Here is a 25,971-nt window from a genome sequence, read left to right on the forward strand (position 1 = left end):
ATTTATTTTTGTGCAAAAATAGTAATATGCGATTAATTTTAGGAGTATTGGTTGGACTGTTTCTTATTTCTTGTGCTGAAAAAGAAAAAGTAAAAGTAACGATGAAAGAAGATGTTGCTGCTTTGGCAGATGATGCTTTAAATGGTCGCCAAACAGGAACTGAAGGAGAGTTAAAAGCTGCAGCCTATATTGAGAAAAGATTTAAAGAAATTGGATTGCAACCTAAGGGCGTCTCTGGTTTGTACACCCAAACTTTTACCTTTAAGCCAAGTACAAATCCGCACGAGCAAGCAGAATACACAGGATCAAGAAGCGATAGTACACTTACGGGCACCAATGTCATTGGCTATTTAGATAACCAAGGAGAAAACACGATTGTCATAGGTGCACACTACGATCATCTCGGAATGGGAGGAGAAGGCTCATTATATAGAGAAGGTGCTGCCATTCATAACGGAGCCGATGATAATGCAAGTGGGGTTTCTGTAATGCTTCAGATAGCCGAAGAACTTTCAGAAAAAAAATCCAACAATAATTATCTGTTTATCGCATTTTCTGGCGAGGAGATGGGACTTTTAGGTTCTAATTATTTTGTAAAAAATCCAACCATTGATACTAAAAAAGTACCCTATATGATCAATCTTGATATGGTGGGAAGATTGAACCAAGAAAACACCTTAGCGGTTCACGGTGTGGGAACCTCTCCTGTTTTTAAGCAAACATTATTTGCAAATAACGATCAGGGATTTACCATTGCAGAACATGAAAGCGGGATTGGTCCGAGCGACCATACCTCGTTTTATTTAGCCGATATTCCTGTGCTCTTTTTCTTTACTGGTCAGCATGAAGATTATCACAAGCCTAGTGATGATTCAGAAAAACTGAACTATGAAGGAATGGAAAAAATTAAAAAGTATCTTCTAAACATTATAGAAGATCTGGATGATAAAGGAAGATTAACTTTCATAAAAACAAAGAACGAAACCGAAGATGTTCCTGCGTTTAAAGTTGCTTTAGGAGTCGTACCGGATTATTTGTATACAGGCAAAGGAATGCGCATTGATGGAGTGAGTGAAGACAAACCCGCACAGAAAGCAGGATTAAAAAAGGGAGATATTGTCATGAAATTAGGTGAGCTGGATACGCTAGATATGATGAGTTATATGAAAGCACTTGCTACATTTGAAGAAGGGCAAACTACGATAGTTACTGTAAAAAGGGGTAAAGAAATGGTAGAAGTTGAAGTTACTTTTTAAGCTTTACTAAATAAGCTTTTAAAGAATACAAATCCGAAGCCTACAAAAAGCATGAAGTGAAAAGGAAACAATCCGAAGTCACTTTCATCTTTCCCTACAGCAAAAGCACTATACATACCAAAGGCAAAGTAGACCATTAGCATTCCCTCGATAATAGTATTTGGAGAGAAATTACTGGTTATATATTTGTTACCTTTCCAGCCATCTTTTAAACTACCAATATTAAATTTTGGAGTTCGTATAAATTCACTTTTCTTCCCAAAATGCCCTTCCAAAACTGCAATTGAGTTGTGGACACTAAAGCCCATAGCGATGGAGAAGAAGGTAAAAAACATTCCAATGTATCGTATGAAACTTTTAAATCCGCCACCATGAATTTTTGAATACGTTAGCCAGTAACACATAAAAAAAATAACAGTACTAAAAGCGAATCCTGCCAGCATAAAAAAAACAGGTTTTAATTCTGGATTGTTTGCTTTAATGTATAACATGGGAACACTCAAAACAGCGACCGTCAGTACTAATAAGAACATACTGCTATTGAGTAAGTGAAAAAAACTATGAAACTTGGTTCTCCATGAAACTGATGGATCCCGCAATAGTTTGAGGTATAATTTCTGAAAGTTCTCTGCAGCACCTTTGTTCCAGCGAAACTGTTGTGACTTAGCAGCACTGATCACTACGGGTAATTCGGCTGGAGTTTCTACATTCTCCAGGTATTTAAATTTCCATTTTTTTAATTGAGCACGGTAGCTTAGATCCAGATCTTCGGTAAGAGTATCCCCTTGCCAGTTCCCAGCATCGATGATGCATTCTTTACGCCAGACACCAGCAGTACCATTAAAGTTAATAAAATGTTTTCCGAAATTTCGTCCCACTTGTTCCATAATAAAGTGGAAGTCTAAAGCGAACGCCTGAATTTTGGTCAATAATGAATAATTTCTATTGATATGTCCCCAGCGGGTTTGAACGACGCCAATTTCAGAATCTTTAAAATAAGGAATGGTTTCTAATAACCAGTTTTTCTTCGGAAGGAAATCTGCATCAAAGATGGCGATAAATTCACCCTTAGCCGACTTTAACCCTTCTTTAAGTGCACCCGCCTTAAAACCGGAACGTATGTCACGACTCATATGTTTAATGTCCAGCCCAGTTTTTTGAAGCTCGGCAATATGCAAAGCAGTTTGCGTAAATGATTCGTCTGTAGAATCATCAAGCACCTGAATTTCGAGCTTTTCTTTTGGATATTCCAATTCCGAAATATTTTTCAGAAGACGTTCCATCACATATAATTCATTATATACAGGAAGCTGAACAGTTACATAAGGAATTTCGGCAGGATTGTTAAAATTGAAGGTTGGAGCATTGTCTGTTTGTTTTTTGGCACGCAGATAATTTACAAACAAGTTGAGCTGTGCTAATGCATACAGGAAAATAAGTATGAGAGCAACAGCATAGATACCAACAATAATGTATTCTAGTATCATTTTTTAAAGGTGTATTTAAAGATCCAACCTAATATTTTAAAGCCTGCAAAGATAGCACCTTTTATCGTTCCCGAAACTTTAGATGTTCCAATCCTGTTTCGGTAATGAACAGGTACTTCTACATACGTGAATTTTCGTTTTAAAGCCTTTAATTGCATCTCTACGGTCCAGCCATAGGTTTTGTCTTGCATTTCTAGTTCAAGTAATTTACCATATTTTATAGCTCTAAACGGTCCCAAATCGGTAAATCTAGAACCAAAAAAAAGCTTCATTAAGCTTGTTGCGAGCCAATTTCCAAATTTCTGCGGAAACGTCATTGATCCGGCTTCACGAAATCGTTTTACTCTGGCACCAATTACAAAATCAATGTTTTGTTCAATAATAGGTTTGATTATTTCTGAAAGTTCTTCGGGATAGTCGCTATAATCACCGTCGAGAAATACTATGATATCGGGTTTTGAGACTTTTTCAGAAACATATTGCATTCCTTTAAGACAGGCATATCCATACCCTCTTCGATTTTCTGAAAGTACAGTCGCTCCCGCCTTTCTCGCATTCCTTTCAGTAGCATCTGTAGAATTGTTACTCACTACGATCACTTCGTCAACGATTGGAGGAATATCTCGAACCACTCGTCCAATGGAATCTGCTTCGTTAAAGGCTGGAATGATAACAGTAATAGTACTCATTTATAAAGAAGCATTTGGATTATCTTTTTTAAAAGCGGCTAGAGAAGTCCATTCCCCTAGCTTTTTATCATTTTTATATTTCTCTGCCTTGATAAGAGTTCCATTTTTATAAATAAGTGCAAAGCCATTTTTTTTGTTAAATTTATACTGATAGCGATGCTCAATTTTCAAATCTTCAGAATAAAAAATCCACCAATTTTCGGCACTACCTTTTTTATAATGTCCTTCTTTAACAGGTTTTCTATTCTGGTCGTAAAAATACCAATATCCGTTGCGTTTCCCATCATCAAAATGTCCTTTTGATGCTATACTACCATTTTCGTGATAAAAGATCCAATAATCGGTCTTTATATCCATTTGTTTCCAGCCTTCAGCTTTAAGAGTTCCATTGGAGTAATAGGACTTAGAGTACAATTTTTCAATAGGATGTGCTGAAGTATAAAAAGCCAGCAGTACCATTCCGAAGAAAATAAAAAAGACACTATTTTGAAATCTCATAAGAGGGTAGACGTAGTAGCTATCGTAACCTAACTTTTCGGCATTAAAAAACCTCCCTCATTATTCTTTCTGAAGGTTTTGTGACTACTATATAGTTGTAAGTTATTTTGAATTAACCAGATCCATAAGGTTTACATCATTGCCAAGCAATATTTCATTACTGTCAATTCGTTCTTTTTGAGAGCCATTTTCCAGTTTTAAGACTCCGCGCGGACATACAGCAGAACAGATGCCACAACCTACACAACTGGAGCGCACAATGTTTTCACCTTTTTGAGCATAGGCTCTTACGTCTATTCCCATTTCACAATAGGTAGAACAATTTCCACAGGAAATACATTGTCCGCCATTCGTCGTTATCCGAAATTTTGACAATAAGCGTTGCTGAAACCCTAGTATTGCGGCCATTGGACAGCCAAAACGACACCAGACACGACTCCCAAAAATAGGATAGAACCCAACACCAATGACTCCGCTAAACATGGCGCCAATTAAAAACCCATAGGTCTTCTGAAGCTGGTAGGAGTCAAAGAAAAATAGTTTTCCAGGAGCACTGAAATACGTAAATAATAAGATTCCAATGATGACCACAAAATAACCTATAGCACCATATTTGGCATCTTTTGCTAATTCTTTTCTTTTAAAGAGCATGACCCACGCAAATACCAAAGTAAGCAACCCAATCACGAACCAGATAAAAAACTCTTTACTAATCCAAAGGTTATCATAGAATACTGTTTTTTGCCCTTCAGCAATAGTAACACCAGTCCCTTCGGGCTTGTCTGTTATTAGTGTGGCAGCTTCTCCATCATTAATTTTATCCAGCGCTTGTTGATTTTCGGCTTTTGACGCAAAGAAATAGTCAATCGTAATCCCATCTGTGTTTTGAAGAGTAGGAGCAGACGCATTTGGATCTTCATTTAAAAAAATAATATGTGTAGCTCCTGCTTTTTGAGCCGCCAAAATTCTTTCATTTAGAGGTTTTCCTTCCGGATCACTCATAAATACCGTTTTATTTTCAAGGTTACTCCATTCGCTAATAGAAGATGATTCGTTTCCTCGTAAGTATGAAAAAATAACAGCAGTGGTCATTATAGTGACAAAAACGACAACACTATGAATTACCCAACGTTCTACTTTCCAGGCTACTTGACGTTTATCACTTAGATGTCGAAAAGGATCTCCGGCAGTTTCAGCAAGGCCGCCACAACCACAAACCCAAGAGCAGTACCATCGCTTTCCATATTTATAAGTTAGGATGGGTGTAATAATAAATACAGAGACCACTCCAAAAATGAGCATGATTAATCCTACATCTCCAGCACTTAAAAACTCATCAATTTTGTATCCTGCAAAAAGATCATAATTTAAGGGCCATATATTTTTAAAATCGTAATACGGTTGGTTCAGTCTTACCAACATTTCCGGTATCAAGAATGCAAATCCTAATTGAAAAAACATGACAGAACAAGTTCGAATGACTTCATACCGATTGTGGCGATATTTCCAAATAAATTTTATCCCAAAGCTAAGAATTGCAAGGGTATAGAGCGTTCCGTACACAAACCATTGGCTCGCAGGATTACCACTAAGCACTTTGCTTAAAGGATCAAACAACGTGATAAGCCCTGTATTATCACCTTCTTTTACAAGTCCTAGATACTGCGGAAACCAGTAGAGAATGATATAAAAACCCGTCATGGTGATTCCCAAAACCCATGCCCAAAACCCTCTAGAGGTCAAGGATTTAAAATAAACCCCATTGTTTTTTATACCTTCATGTTCGTTGAGATAGGCTGCTTTTGCAAACCAGACTGTCCCAATAAAAATGGAAAGTATCGACACAGAAAGCCATATTGGTTTATTTGGAAAATTTAGATTAAACAATGCAAGAAATAATATTGTTAAACCGAGTAGGCCTAAAACAGTCGCTAATTTTTGTTGTGTATTAATAGATTTTGGGGGTTGCCCAGTTAATGACATATCTCTCTGAATTGTACTCATAGTTTTGTCTGAAATTAGGAATGCTTTAAATTAAATAGCTACTTGATTTGTTTTATTAAATTCTGCTAGAATATCTTTCTCATAATGAGCGTAAAATTCTGGATCAAAATTGGCTTCTTTTAAATGGTTTATCACATAGTCTACCTCTCGTTGTTCATTTAGCCATGAGTTAAAAACGTCATGTCTCATTCTAATTCCGAAGGTATTAATACCTAAAAAATGATTAGAATTTTTATCGTAAGCTATTGTAATACATTTTGTGTCATCAGCGTGATGCCAGTGAAAATGCATCTCGTTTTCTTTTTTATGATCTCCACTAAAGACCCAACCATAGGTCTGGTATTCAATATCAAAAAACTTTGCACTGTTGAACCAGTGTCCAGGATTATATTTAATGGGATTTCCACAGATTGTCTGAGCCACAGTTTCTCCCATCATACGGCCAGTATACCAGACAGCCTCAATTGATTTTCGATGACCAATAGCTTCGCGTTGTTGTGCACAATCGCCAATAGCATAGATATTTTTGATGTTTGTTTCTAATCTTCGATTTACTAAAATCCCTTTATCAGTTTCGATTTTGCTATTTGCTAAAAAAGAGATGGAAGGCTTTACACCCGTACAGATCCCGACCATATCACACGCAATTTCTTCTCCAGTTTCTTTGGTTACAACGGCTCTTACTTTTCCATTTTTATCTGATAAAATCTTATCTAAATTTGTATTGTTTCTTAAGTCTACACCATGACTTTTTACATGTCTGGAAATCATTGCAGCTTCGTCGTCTGGCAAGACCCCACTCCAAAAATGTTCTTCCCGTATCAAAAAAGTAACCTCTATATTTCTAGTACGAAGCATTTCGGCAAGTTCAACGCCTATCAATCCGCCACCTACTAAAACGGCTCTTTTACATTCTTTGTTATTAGGTGCATATTTTTCTATTGCTTCAAGATCCTGTTTACTTACCATTCCTACTACTCCATCACTATCGAGACCTTCCCATCCAAATGTGTTGGTAGTTGAGCCAGAAGCTATTATCAATGTGTCATAGGTAAGTGTGTCTCCTTCTTTAAAATAAAGTGTATTGGAGTCAGTTTCTATTTTTTCTACATATCCTTTTTTGAGGTTGAGATTATTTTTATCCCAAAACCAATGTTCATAGGGTTCTATATCTGTCCATCGCATGTGCCCCATGTATACATACATTAATGCGGTACGTGAAAAAAAGTATTCTGTTTCTGCAGAAATTATGGTGATTTTTTTGTCTGAAAGTTTTCTGATGTGTCGAGCGGCAGTTACTCCTGCGATACCATTACCAATAATAACAACGTGTTCCATATAAAAGCCCGAGAAATCAGGTGATTTTTTGATGATTGTACATAGGTCGTAAAATGACCGATGACCTTTACATTATTTTTTGCAAGAGTAAGATACGGTATTTTTTATGTTCTTAGATCATTGAAAACACTTGTCTTAGTAAAAATTTATGTAATTCAAATGTAAGCTAATGAACAATGCATTGACTTAACCAACATAAAATTCAACACATGAAAAAACACGTCATCCTATTATTTGCACTCCTTTTTCTTACAATCTCCAACACCAAAGCACAGACTATAGATACCTTTTTTACTGAAGCCAATTCCTTTTTCTCAGCTTATGTTTCTAAGGGAGAAGTTGATTACACCGCAATCCATAAAAATAAAAATGAACTTACATCACTACTTTCTATTGCCTCAGATATAAAGGTGTCACCTTCTGAAGCTACTAATTTTCAAGCTTTCTGGATCAATGCTTATAATTTGGCAGTTATAAAAGGGATTATCGATAACTACGGAATTAATTCTCCGTTGGATAAAAACGGATTTTTTGATACCACAACATATAGCCTTGGCGGAACAAAGATCACTCTTAATGATATTGAAAATAAAATGCTTCGTGCAAAATTTGACGATGCCCGGTTTCATTTTGTACTGGTATGTGGGGCAAAAGGATGTCCGCCGTTAATTGCTGAAGCTTACATGCCCGGAACCTTGGATGCTCAACTTCAAAGACAAACAAAAAAAGCCCTAAATGATCATTCGTTTATAAAAGTTTCAGATGGGAAAGTTGCTGTTTCAGAAATATTTAAATGGTATAAAGAAGATTTTGTGAAGAACGGAAGCGAGATTGATTTTATTAATACATTCAGAAAGGATACAATTTCAGAAAATACAAAACTTACCTACTATTCCTACGATTGGCGTCTTAATTCGAAATAATTAGGTAGAATTTATAAATGTATTATAGGTCAGGCTGACTTCAATTAACAACAGACTGACGGATATAGCACAATTCTAAAAAACAACTTTACACCAAAATGATGATCCATTCAAAAAAATTAATTTCTCTCAGTATCCTGATATTATTTTCAGGATTTGTAGTTGCTCAAGATGATGAAGATGCGGGAGGCTCGGTAATACAAACCTTAACACCTTCAAAATTAATTGCTAAAGGTCAGTTTGACATTAAATGGTTTAACAATTTATATACGCAAACCGAAAGTACGTTCAGCCCAGACAAGGAACCCAGAGAAACTTTCTTTACTTCAACAATTGAAGGATACACTGGAATAAGTGATGCTCGTAGAATCAACCTTGGTTTAATTCTCGAATTCAGGAGTAATACAGTAGCCGATCGTAGTGCGTTAGATGTTTTTAAATTTGATGGGGAACGAGGTTCGGCACGAAGCGGTTTTACCTCTTTTGCACCTAGTGTAAAATTTGTTCCATTTTCGAGTGTCAACAACTTTTCAATACAATCTTCTTTCTTTATACCCTTAGTGGATAATGAAACAGAAGAGGGAGTCTTTCTGGATCAGAAAGGATTTACATGGCAAAACAGATTCTTTTACGATTATACCTTTCCTGGAGATTCGTTTCAATTATTTACGGAGTTGAATACAGAATTGAATCTTGGGGATAAAGAAGAGAGTTTTGCAAACAACAGTTTAAATCTAACTCCAGGAGTATTCTTGAGTTATTTTCCATCTTCAAAATTTACTGTTTTGGCACTAATACAGCATAGTCAACGGATTGATCTTGGAAATGAATTTACACAGGATTTTACTGCCCTAGGTGGCGGTGCAAAATATCAGCTTACAGATTCCTTAAATCTAGAAGCCTTATATACCAATTTTGTGAGAGGTAATGATACAGGATTGGGCGAAACATTTAACTTGGGAGTAAGAGCTGTTTTTTAATGCTGAAAAATGTATCTTCCACTTCATTAATTCCCATAAAATGAAAAATGTAATACCCTTTTTACTGTGTAGTTTGCTTCTTCAAAGTTGTGACTCACAGACAAAAAAAATAAATGCGATAAGCTTTGTAGCTTCTAGAGAACAAGTAAATCAAGAACACCTAGATCCTATAGTAAAACTCAACGCTAATTATGCAGCGGTCATGCCTTTTGGATTTATTAGAGATCTGGCTTCTCCAGAAGTGCTTTTTAATACAGACAGGCAATGGTTTGGAGAAAGGAAAGAGGGTGTCACACAATATGTGGAGCAACTTCATGCGAATGGAATTGCTGTTATGATGAAACCTCAAATATGGATCAGAAGGGGTGAATTTACCGGATATTTAAAAATGACTACGGAAGAAGATTGGAAGGTGTTTGAAGAATCCTACCAAGATTTTATTTTAACTTTTGCTGAAGTAGCTGCGGAAACCGATGTCGCGCTTTTTTGTATAGGAACCGAATTAGAACAGTTTATCATCGAAAGACCTCAATTTTGGAATACGTTAATAGCTGAAATTAAAAAGGTCTATAAAGGCAAATTGACGTATGCTGCCAATTGGGATGAATACAAGCGCGTTCCGTTTTGGGAACAATTGGATTATATAGGTGTGGATGCCTATTTTCCTGTTTCAGAAAGTAAAACTCCTACTGTTGCTGAAGCCAGACAAGGTTGGCAGCCTTGGAAAAAGGAACTGAAAGAGGTTTCAGAAGAAAATAATAGACCGATTCTTTTTACCGAATACGGTTACCGAAGCGTAGATTTTTCGGGAAAAGAGCCCTGGAAAAGTGAACGTGAAATGCCCGGTCTTAATTTAGAAGCACAAACAAATCTAACCAAAGCGATATTTGAAGAAATGTATCCGGAAAATTGGTTTGCTGGCGGATTTATATGGAAATGGTTTATTAATCATAAAGAAGCCGGCGGGATGGAAAATCATATGTTCACACCACAGAATAAGCCTGTCGAAGATATTATTAGGCAGCATTTTAAGGAAACACGATGAAATATTTCTTGTACATGGTAACCCTATTTGTAGGAACTACTACAGCTGCGCAAACTATTTCTGAAGTGATAGTTCAGGAAAACACGAAGACCAGAACTTCATTTGTGCGAAAAATTACCAATGTAAAAGAAGGACAAACTCTTGATACTTTAGTATTGGAAGCCGACATTATAAGATTAAAGAGATTGCCAGGCACCTCTCATGCGTATTATCAGATCCATAAAAAAGAGGATGGAACATATAAAATTGTATATGGGCTTCAGGAAAATTTTACAATCATTCCTTCAGCAAATGTCTATACGACCAATGATGATGAATTTGCATACAGGATAGGTCTCTATGAGTTTAATGGCTTCGGAAGAAATATCATTTTTGGAGGCTTTTACCAAAAGGACATTTTTAGTAGTTATGGTATCAATTTCAGAGCTCCGTATCTTTTCAGTAAAAAAACAGGAGTTGCTTTAAATTTCCAAGATCTTACCACCGAAGAACCTGTTTTTCTCGATAGTGGTACTGCAACATATAAATACAATAATACCTCTTACGAAATGCTGGGTTTGTACGAGTTTAACTTTAAAAATAGAATAGAGGCCGGGATCAATTATTTTACCGAAAAATATGTCTATCGTGATGGAGCTACCAGTCCAGAAGTTCCACAGAACTTGAAGGTGAAAAAATTATTATACAAGGTCGTGTATGAGTATAATAATGTCGAACGAAATTTTCAATATGTGGACGGATTTAAAAGTACGTTTAACTTCCAATATGTAACAACCAGAAGTGAAGCATTGCCAGAATTTGTCATAGGATTTAACGATTTCGTGTATTATAAAAGAGTAGGAGAGAAGGGCAACTGGGCAACTAGATTGCGTTTAGGAGTCGCAACAAACAACGAAAGCCCTTTTGCACCCTTTGCAGTAGATAACAATCTTAATATTCGAGGGGTTGGAAATACGATAGACAGAGGTACAGCGGCAATCGTTTTAAATACAGAATACCGCCACACAATATATGAGAAGGATTGGTTTGTATTACAAGGAAATGCTTTTATAGATGGAGGAAGTTGGCGTAATCCGGGAGGAGATTTTGGAGACTTTGGAGATGATCAAAACCTACGTATTTATCCTGGAGTAGGGGTCCGATTTATTCATAAAAGGATTTTCAACACTATTTTTAGAATTGATTATGGCTACGGAATTACTACAGATTCAACAAACGGATTTGTAATAGGTATTGGACAATATTTTTAAATCTGCTCAAACTTTAAAAATAAAGGCAATTAGAAAGTTTGAGCAGATTAGATTTTTTTAATATTGAAGTTTTTTACCGCTGTTCTTTCATAGCAGCTTGATATTCTTTTGAAAGTTCTGTCTTTTGTTTTTCAGTAAATACCTTTCCTGCTAGTTGAAAAAAACTGTGCTCTTCATCTTCCAGGTGATGTTCTACTTTGTCGGCCAATTGTTTTGCGTAAGTTAACCATGCAGCACTGTCCATGTCTGCTTCATCAACTTTTTCAATCAATTCATCAATCTCATGATGTTCTGCAATGCCATGACGTGCGTGTTCTATCATCATGTCATTGTCGATAAGAGGTTTGTAAAAGTGACGTTCTTCGGCGATCTCATGCCCTTGTAGTTCGGCTTTTAAGGCTTTCCAAAGTTGTTTTCGGTCTTTTGTTTCTCCAGACGTTTCTAAAATTCTTTTACACAAATCCCGTTGAATGTCATGATCGTCACGAATGGCTTCAAAAATAGTTTTCATAATTGTTAGTTTTTCTGAAAAATACTACCAATATCTGTAGAAGAGTGTTTAAAAAATCCTAAAGTTTATTCGTCTGCAAATACTTCTTGAGGAGCAAGAGGTTTTTCTGAAGAGATAGAAGTCGAATTTCTCAAAATTTGAGGAGCCGGCTGTTTCTTTATGTTTTTAAGGTAATACGCAAATAATTGATCGGCATCTGCACCCAACCATCTTTTTACGTAGATAGTCCAAAAGTGAAATTGAAGTGTCCAGACACCATGTTCACGATAGAGCCGTGCAGAAGAACTAAGCCACTCCTGTATGACAACAAATTTCTTGCGTTCATATAGCTCGTTTATTAAAATATTGTCTTCATAAATAATAAAGGATTCGTCGTAGCCGCCAATTTCATCAAATAATGTTTTAGTAATAAACTGGCTCTGGTCCCCTCCACGGCAAGCTCGCCATGAGAATTTTGTTAACCAACTGGCAAGGCGTAACCACCAATGAGTACTGTCAAATTTCATTTTAAAGCATCCGGCAGGGTTTCCTTTTTTTACTTCTGAAAGTATAAAGGTGTCAAAATTGTTAGGAGGGAAACTATCTGCGTGTAAAAAATATAAGATTTCCCCTGTTGCCTTTCTGGCACCCGAATTCATCTGTTTTGCACGTCCTTTTTCCGAAGCAACTAAAGAAATATCATAGGTGGATTTTTCAGAAAATGACCGTATTAGATCCTGAGTTCCATCCACACTTCCGCCATCGACCAAAATAATCTGAGCGATGTTCTTTTCAGAAGAAAATGTAGTAAGGTGGGTTAAAAGCTTCGAGATATTAGAAGCCTCGTTCAATACAGGAATAATGATACTTATCATAGGTGTAAACATACGAAATAACTTGTCCAAAGGTTTTATTTACACCATAAAAAAACGTTGGTAAATTTTTTTTACCAACGCTTGTTTGTATAATAGGATGGATTCTATTGCTCGTTTAAGCTCCAGTCATACTCTTTGTAGGTAATTGTTGCACCCGCATCAATTTTTACAGTACTGTATTTGTTAATATATCCAGGAATATCCTGCTTTCCATCCACTGTAAAATCTTTCGGATAGAATTTAAAGATTGATGATATTTTAGGATTGTTAGGCTTTATTTCATTCTTGTCGCTATTGATAAACTCTGTAGTCGCTTTATCTAACTGCTCATTAATTTTCCCCGCTGTATAAGCTTCCCTAAGAAGTTTTGGGCATGACATAGAGGCGCAATTAATTGCAAAATGAATTCTGGGTTCATTCATTTTTCTAAGAATACCATTTTCTATACCACCTAAAGAAAGTGCTCTCCCATCGACCATCGCTCTTCCTTTTGTCCAAGCTCCATCAATATCTTTAATACTTTCAGTAGGATAATTTTCAAGAATCAATTTAACAGTATCTGCATTATATAAATTGATATAAAAGGCCAGTAATTCTTGAACGCTCCAGTCGTTGCTTGGATCTTTTCCAGCTAGAAAGGATAAGTAGGCGTCAAGTTTTGCTTCATCTTTTTGAAAGCCTTTATAATCTACGAGTCCTTCACTATTTACGTGTTTTTTTAAAAGAGCATCCCACTCACTGTGATCTACATTTTTGGAGGAGTTTGCAGTAGTTGAGGTCAATTCACCTTCTACCTGTTTTGTGGGTTGTGCCTGACTTCCAATTCCCGCTGCGGAAAGTAAATTGCAACTTTGTAATATAATGGTAGCAAGGGCTACTATTGCGAAGTATTTTAAAAATTTCATGTTTTTGGTTTTGATTAAAGATATATGAAGCCTCTAAAATACTGGGCTTACTTAACATTAAGTTAAGTGTGTTTTAATAAATATTTGGCTTAATCGTTCAGCGCCCAGTCATATTCTTTATATCGTACTCTTGCATTGCTGCTTATTGTTACTTCGGAATATTGGTTGAGGTAGTCAATAAGGCTTCCATTTTGCTTAAAATCTTTACCAAACCAGTCAAATATCTTGGAGATTTCTACCCGATCTGAAGCAATCGTGTTTCGAGACCTGTCATTAATAAACCGATTGGCTAAAAAATCTAATTGAGCATCCACTTCTCCTGCGGTAAATGCGACATTTAATAATGGCGGACAAGAAAAAGAAGCACAATTGATCCCGAAATGTATTCTGGGTTCATCCATCTTGCGTAGAATTTGGTGTTCAATCTCGTCGAGATTGTAGTACTTCTCTCCTAGTTTCCAGTAGCGTTGGTCCCAAGGATCTTTTATATCCTTGATACTCTCCAACGGCATATGACGTAAAATTAAATCGACGGTCATAGCATTGTACGCATTCATCCAATACGCAAGTTTATCTTCTTGTGTCCAGCTATCAGTTGGCATTTTTTGCCCTAAGGAGGTAATGTATTTTCGAAGCGTTAGTTTTTGAGATTCAAATCCGTTGTAGTTTACATTTCCTTCTTTGGTTACATACGCTTTGAGTAACTCATCCCAAAGGGTATGATTAAAAGCTTCAGAAGGAATAACGGCCTCCATTTCTATTTCCGTTTCCGTTTCAATCTCCTCTTCAAGTATACTTTCTTGTTCGGTTTCGGTTTCTTCTGAATTAGTTTCAGGAATTTTAATGGTTACTTCTAATGGTATTACGATCGCTGTTGTGTCTGCGGTCATTTCGGTAGTTTCCGAAGCAGTTTCCGAGGTCATTTTTTTAGAACTTCCGCAGGCTGCTACAAAAAGAACGATTACTAAGACAAAGATGAGTTGTTTCATACTATTATTTTTTTGTTTTAGAAAGTGGATACACCTCCTGATTAAAAAAGCCTTTTGGAAATTGCTCATCCCCATCAAAACCTAATTCGATATCTCTACCGCTGTAAGGTACATGATTTGTACCAAACAAATAATCCCAAATACTAAGGGTTAAACCGTAATTTACTCCATACTTAGTATGTGCTGGCAAGTCTTTTGCGTGATGCCAGATATGCATCTTTGGGTTGTTAAATATGTATTTTAAAAATCCGTAGTCCCAGCCTAGGTTCGCATGGTTCAAATGTCCAACTGTTAATGCGAAAAAATGAACAATGGCGACCTGTTCTACTTCAAATCCGCCAATGATAGCTAATGGTATGTACAAAATTGATTTGTACACCACAGGTTCCATCCAGTGGTATCGTAAATGTGCGGCAAAGCCCATTTCTTTTACTGAATGATGTAATTTGTGAAAATTCCAGAGAAAAGGGACGCGATGTAACAATCTGTGAGTATTCCACTGAACAAAATCTGAAACCAGAAAGAAAATCAGCAGACCTAAGCCAAACGGTAGTGAGTTAAGATTTACTAACTGAAAATCTTTTAAATAGATATGTACAGTGCCAAGCAGATCATTAAAAATCTGTTCTGAAGCATTGGAAAGAAAAATAAGGACAATTAGATTCAGAAGAAAAAAATTGAAAAACATATAAAAGGTGTCCAACCAGAAATCTTTCCTAAAGATTTTCTGATTTCTTCTCCAAGGAAATGCCAGTTCTAATCCCCAGACGATAAGTGATACGATAATTAATCCGTAGAAATAATTTTCCCAGTGAAAACGAGTGATTTCATCCAGTAAATAATTAAAGTATCCTTGATAGGAGTTTTTAAATATGTCGAGATATTTTTCCATAAAAAAGTCTGTTGTAAGGTCGTACAACAGACTTTAAAATTACAATTATAAGTTTACATTAACAGCAACCGCCACCGTCATAATGAAAGGTTGATTCACTAAAATAAATATCATCCCTGTTGAGTGCTTTTAAAGCTGCTGCAGTTTTATCACAGATTGCCAATGGTTGATTTTTTAGTAAGATGTGTCCTTTTTTATCATCAAAATAATCTTGACTTCCGTAGTAAATTGCCGCTTTACCTGTAAAAACACATGGCCCATCTTCGGGCATAGGATCTTTGATGGCTGCGATCTCAATACTTTCGATATAAATTAACTCATCTGTAGGATAATTTTTAGGATCTAATATCCGGTAGGGTTTTCTTGCTCTAATTTCTATGGTGCCAAAACCAACATCGGTCAATGCTTTTACATAGTCTGCAATAGGAAGACTTCCGCTTAAGCAAAGGGCACGTAGGCGTTCATCATTGCGAAGGGTGTCATTCATAGGCTGTTCGCAAGTAGGATCGCTCATTACCAGTTTTCCATGTGGCTTAAGTACACGATACATTTCTTCGATCGCTTTTGTAAGATCTTCTGCTTTAAAAATATTAAATAAGCAATTTTGTGCAGCCACATCAATACTGTTATCTTCTAAGGGTAAATTGAGCGCATCTCCTTTTTTAAGATCTACGAACTCACTTTTAAACCAATCGTTTTGCGCTTCGGCTACTTTAAAGTTTTTGCGGGAGGCTTCCAACATTTCATCCACCACATCGACACCAACGACCCCGCCTTTTTGACGATTAAAGTAAGCAAACTGTAATAATTCCATCCCGCCGCCAACGCCTACATAAAGCATTTTGGGTTGGTTGGAGAGATCACGGGCATGAACGGTGCTTCCGCAGCCATAGTTCATTTCCTGCATAATTTTTGGGATTGTAAGTCCAGGTAACTCCCAGATAGGATTGGTTGTACAGCAAAGCCCAACATCTGGTGTAAGTGCTGCTTCTTTATAAACGTCGTGTGTAGTATCTAAATAGCTCATAGTGTAGTTCCGTCGAGACGGTATTTTAAATGTTTTATTGTTTTTCTGAAATCTTTTTACGCGTTCTATAAATAGCAAAGACTGAGAGCGCGCCTGCTGCTAGCCATACGAGTCTATAGATCCATATGTTTACTTCTGCTCCAAAGAGGGTGACAGCTTCTAACGGATTCACAAACGAAGCACTTAATTTAAAGCCTGCAGCAAATATGATAATAATGGAAAGTGCATATTTAAACATGTTTAAAGAGATTTAATTAATTCTGTAAATAGGGTGATCATTTGTGGTTCTGCTTTTCCAGCTTGTTTGATAATATCTGGAATATCGACCGGCTTTAGGTTATCAGGATCACACTCATCAGTTAATACTGAAACAGCAGAAACAGGCAGTCCTAAATGATTGGCTACGATGATCTCCGGGACAGTACTCATGCCAACAGCATCGGCTCCTATAATTTTTAAATACCGATATTCTGCTCTGGTCTCCAGTTGTGGACCTACCACACTTGCGTATACTCCTTCGTGTAAGGCAATAGTGTGTTTTTTTGCAATTTCTTTGATTTTAGTATTCATTTCAACGTCGTAAGGAGCGCTCATATCTGTAAAACGTTCTCCGAGTTTTTCAACACCTTTGAAGGCCAATGGTGAACCCCCTTGTAAATTAATATGATCATCAATTAGCATGATTTCTCCCTTTCTAAACGAAGGGTTTATCGCGCCAGAAGCGTTACTTACCAATAATTTTTCAATGCCAAGTCCTTTCATCACTCGAACGGGAAAAGTAACATCCAGTAGCGAGTATCCTTCATATACATGAAAACGGCCTTGCATCAAGACTACCTTTTTTCCGCCCAGTTCTCCATAGATCAATTTTCCTTTATGAAATTCAACCGTTGCCGTTGGAAAGTTCGGAATATGATTGTAGCTCATTTCGGCTTCAATTGATACCTCCTCTATTATTTTTCCCAATCCTGTACCTAAAATAATTCCTACTTCGGGTTTTCCAAATCCTCTAGTTTGTAAAAATTCTACCGCTTCTTTTATAAATTTTTTCATAGTTGCTGTTCGATTATTCGAGTTGTACTTTAACTTATATTTTTTATTTCTGAAGGCAAAAATTGCTGAAAGACCTCGATATCCTTGATGTCTTCAAAATAATCCACATCATTTTTTTCTTTTAAGATAGCTATTTTTTCTCCTTTTAAATCTGATAGGGTTGCTGCTTGGACCATGGCAGTTCCCCAAACTTTATTTTTAAATAGTTTAGGCATTATCTTTTTCATTCCTAATAAATAATAACCACCATCTTGAGCAGGCCCTAGTACAAAATCATTTTTTTCAAGTTGTGTAAAAGCGTCCTGTAATTCTGAAGTACTCAAATCATACATGTCACTTCCTATAATAATAGCACGCTGATATCCTAGTTCAAAAATTTCAGTAAACGCATTTTGCATTCGGATGCCTAGATCATTTCCTTGCTGTACTTTTTTACTGAAAATTTCAGTATCCCAAATATCCTTTTCACTATGCTTTTCAGAATAAAATACAAATTTATCAGCTTTCAAGTTTTTTGTGATCGCAACGGTATGATTTAGTAAGAATTTATAAATTTCTAAGGCACTTTCATCTCCCACCGTAGCAGCTAATCTGGTTTTACATTTCCCTAATTCCGGATTTCGGGTAAAAATAATAAGCGCATTTTTTGAAGTTGGGTAGTGAAAAACTTCTTCAGCCTTTTCTTTTCCTCCTGTTTCTTTTACTCCTAATATCCCCATTATTGGTCTATATTTTTATTTAGATTTTTTCTTGAAACAAACATTGCAACACACAGCAACCCGTTAGAAATGATGCCTAGATAATTCGACTTGTTTTCTGAAAAACTTAAGTTATTATAGTTTAAAGAGGCAATGTTAAATAGCATGAATACTAAAAAGGCAACCATTAATACAGAGAAAATTAATTTTTTATTCATATTAATATTTTTTAATTCCTTTGTTCAGCCATTTGCTCCAAACCCTATTAAAAGTATGCACGCTGTCAGTTTCTTTTTCTGAAAGATCTAGTATTGGATAGTCTTTGTTTTTCCATTCAAAAATTCCACCATACAAATTTTGAACATTAGTATACCCCGCTTTTTTCAATTTTTCTCCTACTTGTTCAGATCGAATTCCCAATGAGCAGTACACTACAATGGGTGTGTTTTTATCTTTAATTTTCTCTGAAAATGCTTCCGCAGAAAATTGATTAAACCCTACACATTGTGAGGTTGCAATATGACTCGTTTCAAATTCTGAAGATTCTCGCGCGTCTAAAATGACCACCTCCTCATTGAGCTGAAGCATCCTTAATTCTTCTACAGAAATGTATGGAACACTTCTGGTATTATACAATTGTAATAGCTCGTCCAACGACTTTTGAGCCGTCGCCGATACGCTAAGCAATACTGTAAATAATATGAAGCTAATTTTTTTCAAGGCGTAAATCTAAGTATTTAAAGTTGTATCCCGAAGCCCTGCAACCCACTTTCCACAGGGGGTAATATTTCAGTATTATCCCAAATCCCTGTGACAATGGTGCGTGCATATTCTTCAGGTAATAATCCGTTTTGCATGAGTTGACTTGTCAATCTGTAATTGTACTCCATTGTATGATGAGCATACTCAAATTTTCCATTGCTATCATCCAGTATCGCATACCAAACATGTGGTTCGCCATCGTTTGCAGGCATTCCAATAACACCTGGATTAAGCCATAGTTTTTTCTTTTCAGAATCGTGAAAGGGCAATCCGCAATGTCCTGCAATAATCACGTCACTTTCTGTCGCGTTGAAACTAGCTTCCTTTCGTTTCCACGGAGTCGATTTATAGATAAATTCTGAAATATTCTCAAAACCACCATGCAGGACACATACTTTTTTGTCAGCATAGGTAAACTCCAGATGGTCTGGTAATTTTGAGATATAGGCTAATGAACTTTTAGATAATTTGCTCTGTGCATACGGATACCATAATTGCGAAAAATTATCGCAACGAGAACCTTCTCTAAAGTCACAGCCACAATCTTCTGCGCCATCCCGCAACTGAATTTCGACATTTCCAACTATGCTTTCCACACCCCAAAGCTTAAAGAGCTGCATGGTTTCTTCGGGCTGAGCACAATAGCCTATAATATCACCTGTGCAGATACAATTTTCTGGTGGAATGTTTTGCGCTTCAGCAATTGTTTTAAGCTTCTCAAGCGCCTGCAAATTACTATAGACGCCACCAAAGAGTAACATTTTACCCTTTTTATAACCCAATTGTACTATTTTTTTATCCATGACGGAGCTATATATAAAATGATACACAATATAATTCCCCATACATTCACCCAAAGAAGGTCTGCATATTTGCCTTCCGTAAAAATTAAGGAATGTGGGAAGATTTTAAAAACCAATAATAATCCAAAAACCAATCCGCAAATCACACTTAAATGAAAACTGATTTTAGGCACTTTTTTATTCCAAAAAACAAAGACTGGCGTTAAACCAATAACCATAGTACCACTAATGGTGGTTGCTGAAAGTATTTCGGCATCTAAGAATACAGGTATTGTTCCTATAATGGCTATGACAGCCATTGAAGCCCGACCAAATGTTAGGTTGTTGCCCATTTTTAAGTCGACCGCAAGTAATTTTGAAAAAGAAGAAAAAGTACTGTCGAGTGTTGAGGCTGCAGAGGTGATCATAATAAAGTTGATGACCAACAATATTACAATACCGAAAGCTTTACCTACTTCTACAGCGGCTTGTCCTTTCATTCCTTGCGTTTGCGCATACACTCCAATCAAACTAAATAATACAATGCATAGAGCCCCTAATACACTAGCCCACAAAAAACTTTTTCGAGTCACTTTTGGGGAACTCAAAAAGGCTCTGTCAGTTAGTACAGGATCGTGAAATGGATAGCTAAACGACTGAATAATTGCTGCAAAAAATAAATTTAATCCTAATTCAAAACTCCAGACTCCAGAAGTGGCAGCTTCAGTAACCGTGAATTCACCAGATGAGAAGATAACGCCTAAAATTACAATGAGCAACACCGAAAATAAAACCATCTGGATCACATCTGTAAAAATTGAACTACTCAAACCTCCTTTAATCGCATACGCCAGAGTTAGTGCTGTAAACACTAAAATCGCCCAATAATAGGGTGCACTTCCCTGATCACCAAAGTAAGTTCCAATAACGATCGTATTACTCCATACTTCATTAAAGAGTCGTATCGCGATTAAAATTGAAAATAATGCCATGGCGCCCTTTCCAAATTTAGTAGTGAGAAACTCATGAATACTTTTAAATCCGCCCTTGACACGAATCTGATAGATCAAAATACCAGCTACTGCAAAAGACAAATAATAGCCAGCATACGCGACACCGCCTACAATTCCGTAATCTAATCCCAGATTAGCAGCATTGGTAATACTCTTCGCAAAAATCCATGAGATAATAAGGCTTCCCGTTAACCAAAGTGCATTGGGCGCTTTTTTGCGATGAGTCGCTTTAAAAAACTGATCTGTCGACTTGGCTAACGGGGACAGGAAGAACAGTATCAAACTTGATACGATTATCAATCCCCATTGCCAGATTTCTGTTGTCATGCGTTCTTATATAGTGTGTTTTCTTAAACTATTCATCCCACCAAACCGGGACATTGATGCTATTTCCATTTGTGGCATTTGCTGCCTGTTGGTAGTTTTCGTTGTTTAAGGCTTCTTCTTCGGAAGGGTAGGGCATACGCACAGGAATGAGGCCTTCGTTCAAACTTGCTGAAACCGGATTAAAAACAGGAAACCCTGTTCTTCTCCATTCAATCCATCCTTCATAGCCGTTGATAATTTGAGCGATCCATTTTTGGGTTAAAATCTGTTGTACTGGAGTGGTTCCTGCTGCATCATAGGCTGCTGGACCTGCCAGATAATTAGAAGGTAAGTCGGTTTGCCAATACTCAAAAGCCTGCATAACTCCTGTTTCATATAACATTCTCGCGTCTGCCGTAATCAATCCTCTTTCGGCTGCTTCAGCGAGGTTAAAATAGGTTTCCCAGGAGGTCATAAAGTTGGCATCCAACGTTGAGGTGTCTTCTCTAAACGCAGTTCCTGCCAGTGATAAATTGGCTAGTTCAATCGAAGTGCTGGAGGCATCAATACCATTGATCAACCCTGTAAATTCTGATCCCATAGAGTTTGCCGTAGGTCTAAAAAATTGATTGATCCGAGTGTCATTGAGATTCTCAAGAATCTCTTCCATGGTTTCTGAAAGCACAAAATTGTTAAAATCGCCAATTCTCAACTGCGCTAAGCGGAAACTATTTGGATCGGTATTCGTAAAGTTGAAAATTGCATTCTGAGAATTTGAGGTGAGATAATTCCCTTCAGAAAAAATAGTCTGTAATTCTGCCGAAACATCAACTCTATTCGAAATTCTAAGCAATTGCTTAATTCGTAATGAATTTGCAAAACGAACCCAGGCATCCAAATTTCCATCAAATAAAATATCACCTTCTAACGGAATCACATCGTCGTAATTTTCTATCGCGGCAATTCCCTTGCGTAAATTATCTAAAATTCCTCCTTCTGATTGATAAATATCCTCTTGTAGATCGTATTTAGGAGTTACAGTGCCATTGACACCATTAAAAGCTTCAGCATAAGGAACATCTCCAAAAAGATCGGTTAATCCCGCTGCCATGTACGCTTTCAGTATCAAGGCAGGGCCTTCATAAACCGCGAAAGTTTCCGTAGTCCTGGACTGGGTTAAGATGATTTCATTATCACGCAAATTAGTATAAAATATGGGCCACGGATTTCCACCTAATTGTGGAGATTTAAGCGCGTGGCGGTCAAATAAATTGAAATCTAGTGCCGTTCGGTGTTGCGAAAGCAAATCGCCAGCCACAAAACCTTCATAGCTCATTTGTTCTCCGAAATCATAGATCACTTGGCGTAATAATAAACTAGGTTGAACGCTGTTTGGCGCATTAGGGTTCGTATTAATTTCTTCAAAATCTTTGGTACAGCTGCTTGCAATAAGGATACAAAGCAGGCCGACTATTTTTAGTGTTGTTTTCATGTGTTTCATCTTAAAAGTTTAATCCTGCTTTAAATCCGAAGCTTCTCGTTGTCGCATAACTCATATCTTCCACACCGCTCACAAAATTATTACCTTGAACTGCTAACTGCTCTGGGTCGAAATGTGGGTTTTCGGTGATGGCAAATAAGTTTCTCCCTATGAGTGATAATTTTAGATCGGCTCCTTCTTCAAGACCTAGAAATCCATTCTTTAAATCAAAAGCATACCCTATTGAGAACTGTCGTAATTTCAAATAGGAAGCATCGTAGATATTATTCTCTTCATGATTTCGGTCATAAAACTGACGGTAATAACTTTCGGCCGAAACAGCTACCGTGTTTGGAGACCCATCTGCAGTCACGCCTTGTGCTACGATTCCTCCTTCAGGTCTTATGGTAGTTTCGGCTAATTGTCCGCCAACGTTTCCTAGAGCGCGTGTTCTAGAAACGATTTCTCCTCCTTGACGCCAGTCGAATAAGAAATTTAGATCCCAGTTTTTATACTGAAACTCATTGTTCCAGCCTAACATAAAGTCAGGATTATAATTTCCTAATTTCTGAAGGGTATTATCTGCGATGTACCTTCCGTTTTGGTCAATAATAAAATCACCATTTTCATTCTTAAGGTATCCCGTTCCGTAGAAATCACCAACGCGCCCGCCTTCTTCCACCTGAAAGAATACCGTTTGGTTGGCACTGTCATAAATTCTGCTGAAAGCAAGTGTCAATCGACCATCATCTTGAGGTAAGTCTTCAACAATTGCTTTGTTGGTGCTAAAATTGAAGGTTGTGTTCCACTGAAAATCCGGCTTTTTAATAGGTGTAATCCCTGCAATGATCTCAACTCCTTGCGCACGAACTTTCCCACCGTTCACTACCTGTTGATTGTATCCTGAAGAAATTGCAATCGGTAAAGAGATGATTTGGTCTTCTGTCAACGCATTGTAATAGGTGACATCTAAATTAACACGCCCTTGTAGAAACCGAAGATCTGCTCCAACCTCAAAAGAAGTTACTTTTTCAGGCTTTAGGTTTGCATTTGGAATGAAATTCTGATCGCTAAAGGTTGGTTGCCCATTAAAAGGTGTTTGCGATACAAAAGCTCCCGAAGTCTGATAAGGCCCAGTATCGTTTCCAACCTGTGCGACACTCGCCCGTAGTTTTGCAAATGAAACCTCTTTAGGCAGATCGACTACATTCGACAAAATAAAACTTGTGGAGACCGAAGGATAAAAGAACGAAGTTCCATCTACCGAAAATGGAGTTGCTAACGCACTTGACCAGTCATTACGTCCTGTAATATCTACATACAAGAAGTTTTTGTAGCCAATTTTTGCAATTCCGTAGAGGGAATTGATACGTTTTTCACTTTCAAACTGAAAGACCTCTATTGGAGAAGCTGCATTATTTAAACTAAAAATCCCTGGTTGTGCCAGATTAACTGTCTGAGATTGTTTGGTAGAAGCAGTCTGATCCAATCTATTTCCACCTGCTGAAATATCGAGGTTGAAATCACCAAATTGCTTGCTGTAATTTATAAGAAAATCTGTGTTTACCTCGCGATATAACACATCGTGTTCTGCATACCCACCATTTTTAAAACGGTTAGAACTAAAGTTTCTTCGAAGGCGTCTTTTTTCAGAAGAATAGTCCATTCCGCTTCGCAATGAAACACTAAGTTCGTCTGTAAAATTATGCTTGATGGAGACATTCCCAAAGAGACGGTCCCGCTCAAAGCTGTTTCGGTTTTCTAATAATATGAAATAAGGATTGTCGAAAAAGGTGTAATTGAATGAGTATTGCTGCACACCTTCTAGGCCTGGTTGCCAATAGTTTTTTAAGCTATTGATATCTAGAGATCGTGGTCCCCAGGCAACTAACGAATAATTTACGTTTTCACTTCCGTAACCATTAGACGGACGGTTATCACTACTCGAATTTACGTAGCTAATGGAGCTGGAAATTTTTGTCTTTTCTGTTGGGTCAAAATTAAGTTTGGTCGCAAAGGTCTGTCGATCTAAATTAACACCAGGAATGATTGATTCGCTTCTGGTATCGGTAAAAGAAAAGCGGTAATTTCCTTTTTCAAATCCGCTGGCAACCGCCACATTATTAATCGTCGTAACACCTGTTTCGTAAAAATCTTTCAGGTTATCTGGATGCGAGTTAAACTCGGTTGGCGTAATCGCCAGGCCGCTGTATAGAGATGTATCCCCTCCACGAACAATCGTGCCGTCTGGTAAAACAACAGGGCTGTCAAATTGCGGAATTAAATTTCCAACATCCAAACGAGGCCCCCAGGAATAGGTGATATTATCGTTGATACCGCCTCCAAGACCATCTACATATTCGAATTGACCTGAGTTTCCTTGTCCGTATTCATTCTGAAAGTCTGGTAACTTGAACGCACTATCTATAAAAATTGAAGAGTTGATACTAATTCCAAGTCCTTTGGTATTCTTGCCATTTTTAGTTTCGATAACGATCACCCCGTTTGAAGCTCTCGTTCCATAGAGTGCAGCAGCACTAGGGCCTTTTAAAACTGTAACTGAAGCGATATCATCTGGATTTACTTCCATAGCCCCGTTTCCAAAGTCTATTTCCTGAAATCCTGCAGCAGCTTCATTGGTAAAGTTGAAAACCGTTTGGTTATTAATCGGGATTCCGTCAACGACAAACAACGGATTGTTGTTAGAGAAAGAAGCTTCTCCTCGAATCGTAATCTTTGAAGAAGACCCAACACCAGTTGCTCCCTGTGATACAGTTACACCCGCCAATTTTCCCGAGAGATTATCTAAAAAGTTGATTGATTTAACACTGGAAACCCCTTCTTCGTCTAGGGCTTGTACTGTGTATCCTAACTCGCGGGTTTCACGTTTAATTCCTAATGCGGTAACGACAACTTCGTCAAGCCCTTCGGTGGAGGTGGCAAGTTGAACATAAATGTTTGTTTTATTCCCTACAACATACGTCATGGTTGCATACCCAATCGATGAAAATTGAAGTACATCTGTTTCGGCAGTGGAAACGATGCTGAAATTTCCTTCATCATCTGTTATAGTTGCTTTTTCTCCGTTGTTGAGGATGACATTTACAAAAGGAATAGGGTCGTTAGTAGCGGCAGATGTTACACTACCGGTAATCGTAGTTTGTGAATAGCCAAGTGTCGAAATACACAACAAAATGGCAATGTATAATTGCTTCATTAATTTGGTTTT

At 37.2% G+C, this 25,971-nt stretch carries 24 protein-coding genes; 5 read left to right on the plus strand and 19 right to left on the minus strand.

The features are described from left to right. Positions 1 to 26 precede the first annotated feature (26 nt). The gene (locus ACFQO1_RS10070; RefSeq protein WP_380217922.1) at positions 27 to 1,256 is read left to right on the plus strand and encodes a M20/M25/M40 family metallo-hydrolase; all 1,230 of its coding nucleotides are present in this window, start codon (positions 27 to 29) and stop codon (positions 1,254 to 1,256) included. Here the strand turns inward: ACFQO1_RS10070 and ACFQO1_RS10075 are convergent. From ACFQO1_RS10075 to ACFQO1_RS10095, 5 genes are all read right to left on the minus strand, one after another. After that, on the minus strand, positions 1,253 to 2,743 hold the full coding sequence (locus ACFQO1_RS10075; protein WP_380217923.1) for a cellulose synthase family protein: 1,491 nt from the start codon (positions 2,741 to 2,743) through the stop codon (positions 1,253 to 1,255). The two genes, ACFQO1_RS10070 and ACFQO1_RS10075, sit on opposite strands and share 4 nt — an antisense overlap. Then, a complete protein-coding gene (locus tag ACFQO1_RS10080) occupies positions 2,740 to 3,432 on the minus strand; it encodes a glycosyltransferase family 2 protein (protein ID WP_380217924.1) in 693 nt (230 codons plus the stop codon). The genes ACFQO1_RS10075 and ACFQO1_RS10080 overlap by 4 nt, the downstream gene beginning before the upstream one ends. Continuing rightward, entirely contained in the window at positions 3,433 to 3,930 is a 498-nt protein-coding gene (locus ACFQO1_RS10085) for a toxin-antitoxin system YwqK family antitoxin (RefSeq protein WP_380217925.1), read from the minus strand. A 102-nt stretch (positions 3,931 to 4,032) separates the two neighbouring features. Further along, positions 4,033 to 5,934: a 4Fe-4S binding protein gene (locus ACFQO1_RS10090; RefSeq protein ID WP_380217926.1), complete on the minus strand. Its 1,902-nt coding sequence runs from the start codon at positions 5,932 to 5,934 to the stop codon at positions 4,033 to 4,035. A gap of 30 nt (positions 5,935 to 5,964) precedes the next feature. Then, positions 5,965 to 7,272: an NAD(P)/FAD-dependent oxidoreductase gene (locus ACFQO1_RS10095; protein ID WP_380217927.1), complete on the minus strand. Its 1,308-nt coding sequence runs from the start codon at positions 7,270 to 7,272 to the stop codon at positions 5,965 to 5,967. 209 nt (positions 7,273 to 7,481) lie between these two features. On the opposite strand from ACFQO1_RS10095, the gene ACFQO1_RS10100 reads away from it, so the two are divergent. From ACFQO1_RS10100 to ACFQO1_RS10115, 4 genes are all read left to right on the plus strand, one after another. Further along, positions 7,482 to 8,195: a DUF547 domain-containing protein gene (locus ACFQO1_RS10100; protein WP_380217928.1), complete on the plus strand. Its 714-nt coding sequence runs from the start codon at positions 7,482 to 7,484 to the stop codon at positions 8,193 to 8,195. A 98-nt stretch (positions 8,196 to 8,293) separates the two neighbouring features. After that, positions 8,294 to 9,175 carry a hypothetical protein gene (locus ACFQO1_RS10105; RefSeq protein ID WP_380217929.1) on the plus strand — a complete coding sequence of 294 codons (882 nt, stop codon included), beginning with the start codon at positions 8,294 to 8,296 and terminating at the stop codon, positions 9,173 to 9,175. 40 nt (positions 9,176 to 9,215) lie between these two features. Continuing rightward, positions 9,216 to 10,220, plus strand: a complete 1,005-nt coding sequence (locus ACFQO1_RS10110) for a glycoside hydrolase family 113 (RefSeq protein WP_380217930.1) — start codon at positions 9,216 to 9,218, stop codon at positions 10,218 to 10,220. Beyond that, a complete protein-coding gene (locus ACFQO1_RS10115) occupies positions 10,217 to 11,470 on the plus strand; it encodes a BamA/TamA family outer membrane protein (RefSeq protein ID WP_380217931.1) in 1,254 nt (417 codons plus the stop codon). Before ACFQO1_RS10110 ends, ACFQO1_RS10115 begins: the two co-directional genes overlap by 4 nt. A 73-nt stretch (positions 11,471 to 11,543) precedes the next feature. Here the strand turns inward: ACFQO1_RS10115 and ACFQO1_RS10120 are convergent, their stop codons facing one another. The 14 genes from ACFQO1_RS10120 to ACFQO1_RS10185 form a co-directional block, all read right to left on the minus strand. After that, entirely contained in the window at positions 11,544 to 11,981 is a 438-nt protein-coding gene (locus ACFQO1_RS10120) for a hemerythrin domain-containing protein (RefSeq protein WP_380217932.1), read from the minus strand. A 65-nt stretch (positions 11,982 to 12,046) separates the two neighbouring features. After that, positions 12,047 to 12,835, minus strand: coding sequence for a TIGR04283 family arsenosugar biosynthesis glycosyltransferase (locus ACFQO1_RS10125; RefSeq protein WP_380218156.1), 789 nt, complete (start codon positions 12,833 to 12,835; stop codon positions 12,047 to 12,049). Positions 12,836 to 12,939: 104 nt separating this feature from the next. Then, entirely contained in the window at positions 12,940 to 13,740 is an 801-nt protein-coding gene (locus tag ACFQO1_RS10130) for a DUF547 domain-containing protein (RefSeq protein WP_380217933.1), read from the minus strand. Between the two features lie 89 nt (positions 13,741 to 13,829). Further along, positions 13,830 to 14,729: a DUF547 domain-containing protein gene (locus tag ACFQO1_RS10135; protein WP_380217935.1), complete on the minus strand. Its 900-nt coding sequence runs from the start codon at positions 14,727 to 14,729 to the stop codon at positions 13,830 to 13,832. A gap of 4 nt (positions 14,730 to 14,733) precedes the next feature. Continuing rightward, entirely contained in the window at positions 14,734 to 15,621 is an 888-nt protein-coding gene (locus ACFQO1_RS10140; RefSeq protein ID WP_380217936.1) for a sterol desaturase family protein, read from the minus strand. 58 nt (positions 15,622 to 15,679) lie between these two features. Further along, positions 15,680 to 16,648: an arsenosugar biosynthesis arsenite methyltransferase ArsM gene (gene arsM, locus ACFQO1_RS10145; RefSeq protein WP_380217937.1), complete on the minus strand. Its 969-nt coding sequence runs from the start codon at positions 16,646 to 16,648 to the stop codon at positions 15,680 to 15,682. A gap of 34 nt (positions 16,649 to 16,682) precedes the next feature. After that, positions 16,683 to 16,886, minus strand: coding sequence for a hypothetical protein (locus ACFQO1_RS10150; protein ID WP_380217938.1), 204 nt, complete (start codon positions 16,884 to 16,886; stop codon positions 16,683 to 16,685). 2 nt (positions 16,887 to 16,888) lie between these two features. Then, positions 16,889 to 17,701 carry a purine-nucleoside phosphorylase gene (locus ACFQO1_RS10155; RefSeq protein WP_380217939.1) on the minus strand — a complete coding sequence of 271 codons (813 nt, stop codon included), beginning with the start codon at positions 17,699 to 17,701 and terminating at the stop codon, positions 16,889 to 16,891. Positions 17,702 to 17,730: 29 nt separating this feature from the next. Next, a complete protein-coding gene (locus ACFQO1_RS10160; RefSeq protein ID WP_380217940.1) occupies positions 17,731 to 18,420 on the minus strand; it encodes a TIGR04282 family arsenosugar biosynthesis glycosyltransferase in 690 nt (229 codons plus the stop codon). Positions 18,421 to 18,618: 198 nt separating this feature from the next. Next, entirely contained in the window at positions 18,619 to 19,119 is a 501-nt protein-coding gene (locus ACFQO1_RS10165) for a rhodanese-like domain-containing protein (RefSeq protein WP_380217941.1), read from the minus strand. Positions 19,120 to 19,136: 17 nt separating this feature from the next. Further along, the gene (locus ACFQO1_RS10170) at positions 19,137 to 19,964 is read right to left on the minus strand and encodes a metallophosphoesterase family protein (RefSeq protein ID WP_380217942.1); all 828 of its coding nucleotides are present in this window, start codon (positions 19,962 to 19,964) and stop codon (positions 19,137 to 19,139) included. Further along, positions 19,949 to 21,283, minus strand: a complete 1,335-nt coding sequence (locus ACFQO1_RS10175) for a sodium:solute symporter family transporter (protein WP_380217943.1) — start codon at positions 21,281 to 21,283, stop codon at positions 19,949 to 19,951. Before ACFQO1_RS10175 ends, ACFQO1_RS10170 begins: the two co-directional genes overlap by 16 nt. A gap of 28 nt (positions 21,284 to 21,311) precedes the next feature. Then, the gene (locus ACFQO1_RS10180; RefSeq protein ID WP_380217944.1) at positions 21,312 to 22,754 is read right to left on the minus strand and encodes a SusD/RagB family nutrient-binding outer membrane lipoprotein; all 1,443 of its coding nucleotides are present in this window, start codon (positions 22,752 to 22,754) and stop codon (positions 21,312 to 21,314) included. A gap of 10 nt (positions 22,755 to 22,764) precedes the next feature. Continuing rightward, on the minus strand, positions 22,765 to 25,959 hold the full coding sequence (locus ACFQO1_RS10185) for a SusC/RagA family TonB-linked outer membrane protein (RefSeq protein WP_380217945.1): 3,195 nt from the start codon (positions 25,957 to 25,959) through the stop codon (positions 22,765 to 22,767). Positions 25,960 to 25,971 lie beyond the last annotated feature (12 nt).

This window comes from Jejudonia soesokkakensis, assembly GCF_042664795.1.
Classification (GTDB): domain Bacteria; phylum Bacteroidota; class Bacteroidia; order Flavobacteriales; family Flavobacteriaceae; genus Jejudonia; species Jejudonia soesokkakensis.

Coding starts and splice junctions, on each gene's coding strand:
- ACFQO1_RS10070 (WP_380217922.1), top strand. CDS start 27: ATGCGATTAATTTTAGGAGTATTGGTTGGACTGTTTCTTATTTCTTGT.
- ACFQO1_RS10075 (WP_380217923.1), bottom strand. CDS start 2,743: ATGATACTAGAATACATTATTGTTGGTATCTATGCTGTTGCTCTCATA.
- ACFQO1_RS10080 (WP_380217924.1), bottom strand. CDS start 3,432: ATGAGTACTATTACTGTTATCATTCCAGCCTTTAACGAAGCAGATTCC.
- ACFQO1_RS10085 (WP_380217925.1), bottom strand. CDS start 3,930: ATGAGATTTCAAAATAGTGTCTTTTTTATTTTCTTCGGAATGGTACTG.
- ACFQO1_RS10090 (WP_380217926.1), bottom strand. CDS start 5,934: ATGAGTACAATTCAGAGAGATATGTCATTAACTGGGCAACCCCCAAAA.
- ACFQO1_RS10095 (WP_380217927.1), bottom strand. CDS start 7,272: ATGGAACACGTTGTTATTATTGGTAATGGTATCGCAGGAGTAACTGCC.
- ACFQO1_RS10100 (WP_380217928.1), top strand. CDS start 7,482: ATGAAAAAACACGTCATCCTATTATTTGCACTCCTTTTTCTTACAATC.
- ACFQO1_RS10105 (WP_380217929.1), top strand. CDS start 8,294: ATGATGATCCATTCAAAAAAATTAATTTCTCTCAGTATCCTGATATTA.
- ACFQO1_RS10110 (WP_380217930.1), top strand. CDS start 9,216: ATGAAAAATGTAATACCCTTTTTACTGTGTAGTTTGCTTCTTCAAAGT.
- ACFQO1_RS10115 (WP_380217931.1), top strand. CDS start 10,217: ATGAAATATTTCTTGTACATGGTAACCCTATTTGTAGGAACTACTACA.
- ACFQO1_RS10120 (WP_380217932.1), bottom strand. CDS start 11,981: ATGAAAACTATTTTTGAAGCCATTCGTGACGATCATGACATTCAACGG.
- ACFQO1_RS10125 (WP_380218156.1), bottom strand. CDS start 12,835: ATGATAAGTATCATTATTCCTGTATTGAACGAGGCTTCTAATATCTCG.
- ACFQO1_RS10130 (WP_380217933.1), bottom strand. CDS start 13,740: ATGAAATTTTTAAAATACTTCGCAATAGTAGCCCTTGCTACCATTATA.
- ACFQO1_RS10135 (WP_380217935.1), bottom strand. CDS start 14,729: ATGAAACAACTCATCTTTGTCTTAGTAATCGTTCTTTTTGTAGCAGCC.
- ACFQO1_RS10140 (WP_380217936.1), bottom strand. CDS start 15,621: ATGGAAAAATATCTCGACATATTTAAAAACTCCTATCAAGGATACTTT.
- arsM (WP_380217937.1), bottom strand. CDS start 16,648: ATGAGCTATTTAGATACTACACACGACGTTTATAAAGAAGCAGCACTT.
- ACFQO1_RS10150 (WP_380217938.1), bottom strand. CDS start 16,886: ATGTTTAAATATGCACTTTCCATTATTATCATATTTGCTGCAGGCTTT.
- ACFQO1_RS10155 (WP_380217939.1), bottom strand. CDS start 17,701: ATGAAAAAATTTATAAAAGAAGCGGTAGAATTTTTACAAACTAGAGGA.
- ACFQO1_RS10160 (WP_380217940.1), bottom strand. CDS start 18,420: ATGGGGATATTAGGAGTAAAAGAAACAGGAGGAAAAGAAAAGGCTGAA.
- ACFQO1_RS10170 (WP_380217942.1), bottom strand. CDS start 19,964: ATGGATAAAAAAATAGTACAATTGGGTTATAAAAAGGGTAAAATGTTA.
- ACFQO1_RS10175 (WP_380217943.1), bottom strand. CDS start 21,283: ATGACAACAGAAATCTGGCAATGGGGATTGATAATCGTATCAAGTTTG.
- ACFQO1_RS10180 (WP_380217944.1), bottom strand. CDS start 22,754: ATGAAAACAACACTAAAAATAGTCGGCCTGCTTTGTATCCTTATTGCA.
- ACFQO1_RS10185 (WP_380217945.1), bottom strand. CDS start 25,959: ATGAAGCAATTATACATTGCCATTTTGTTGTGTATTTCGACACTTGGC.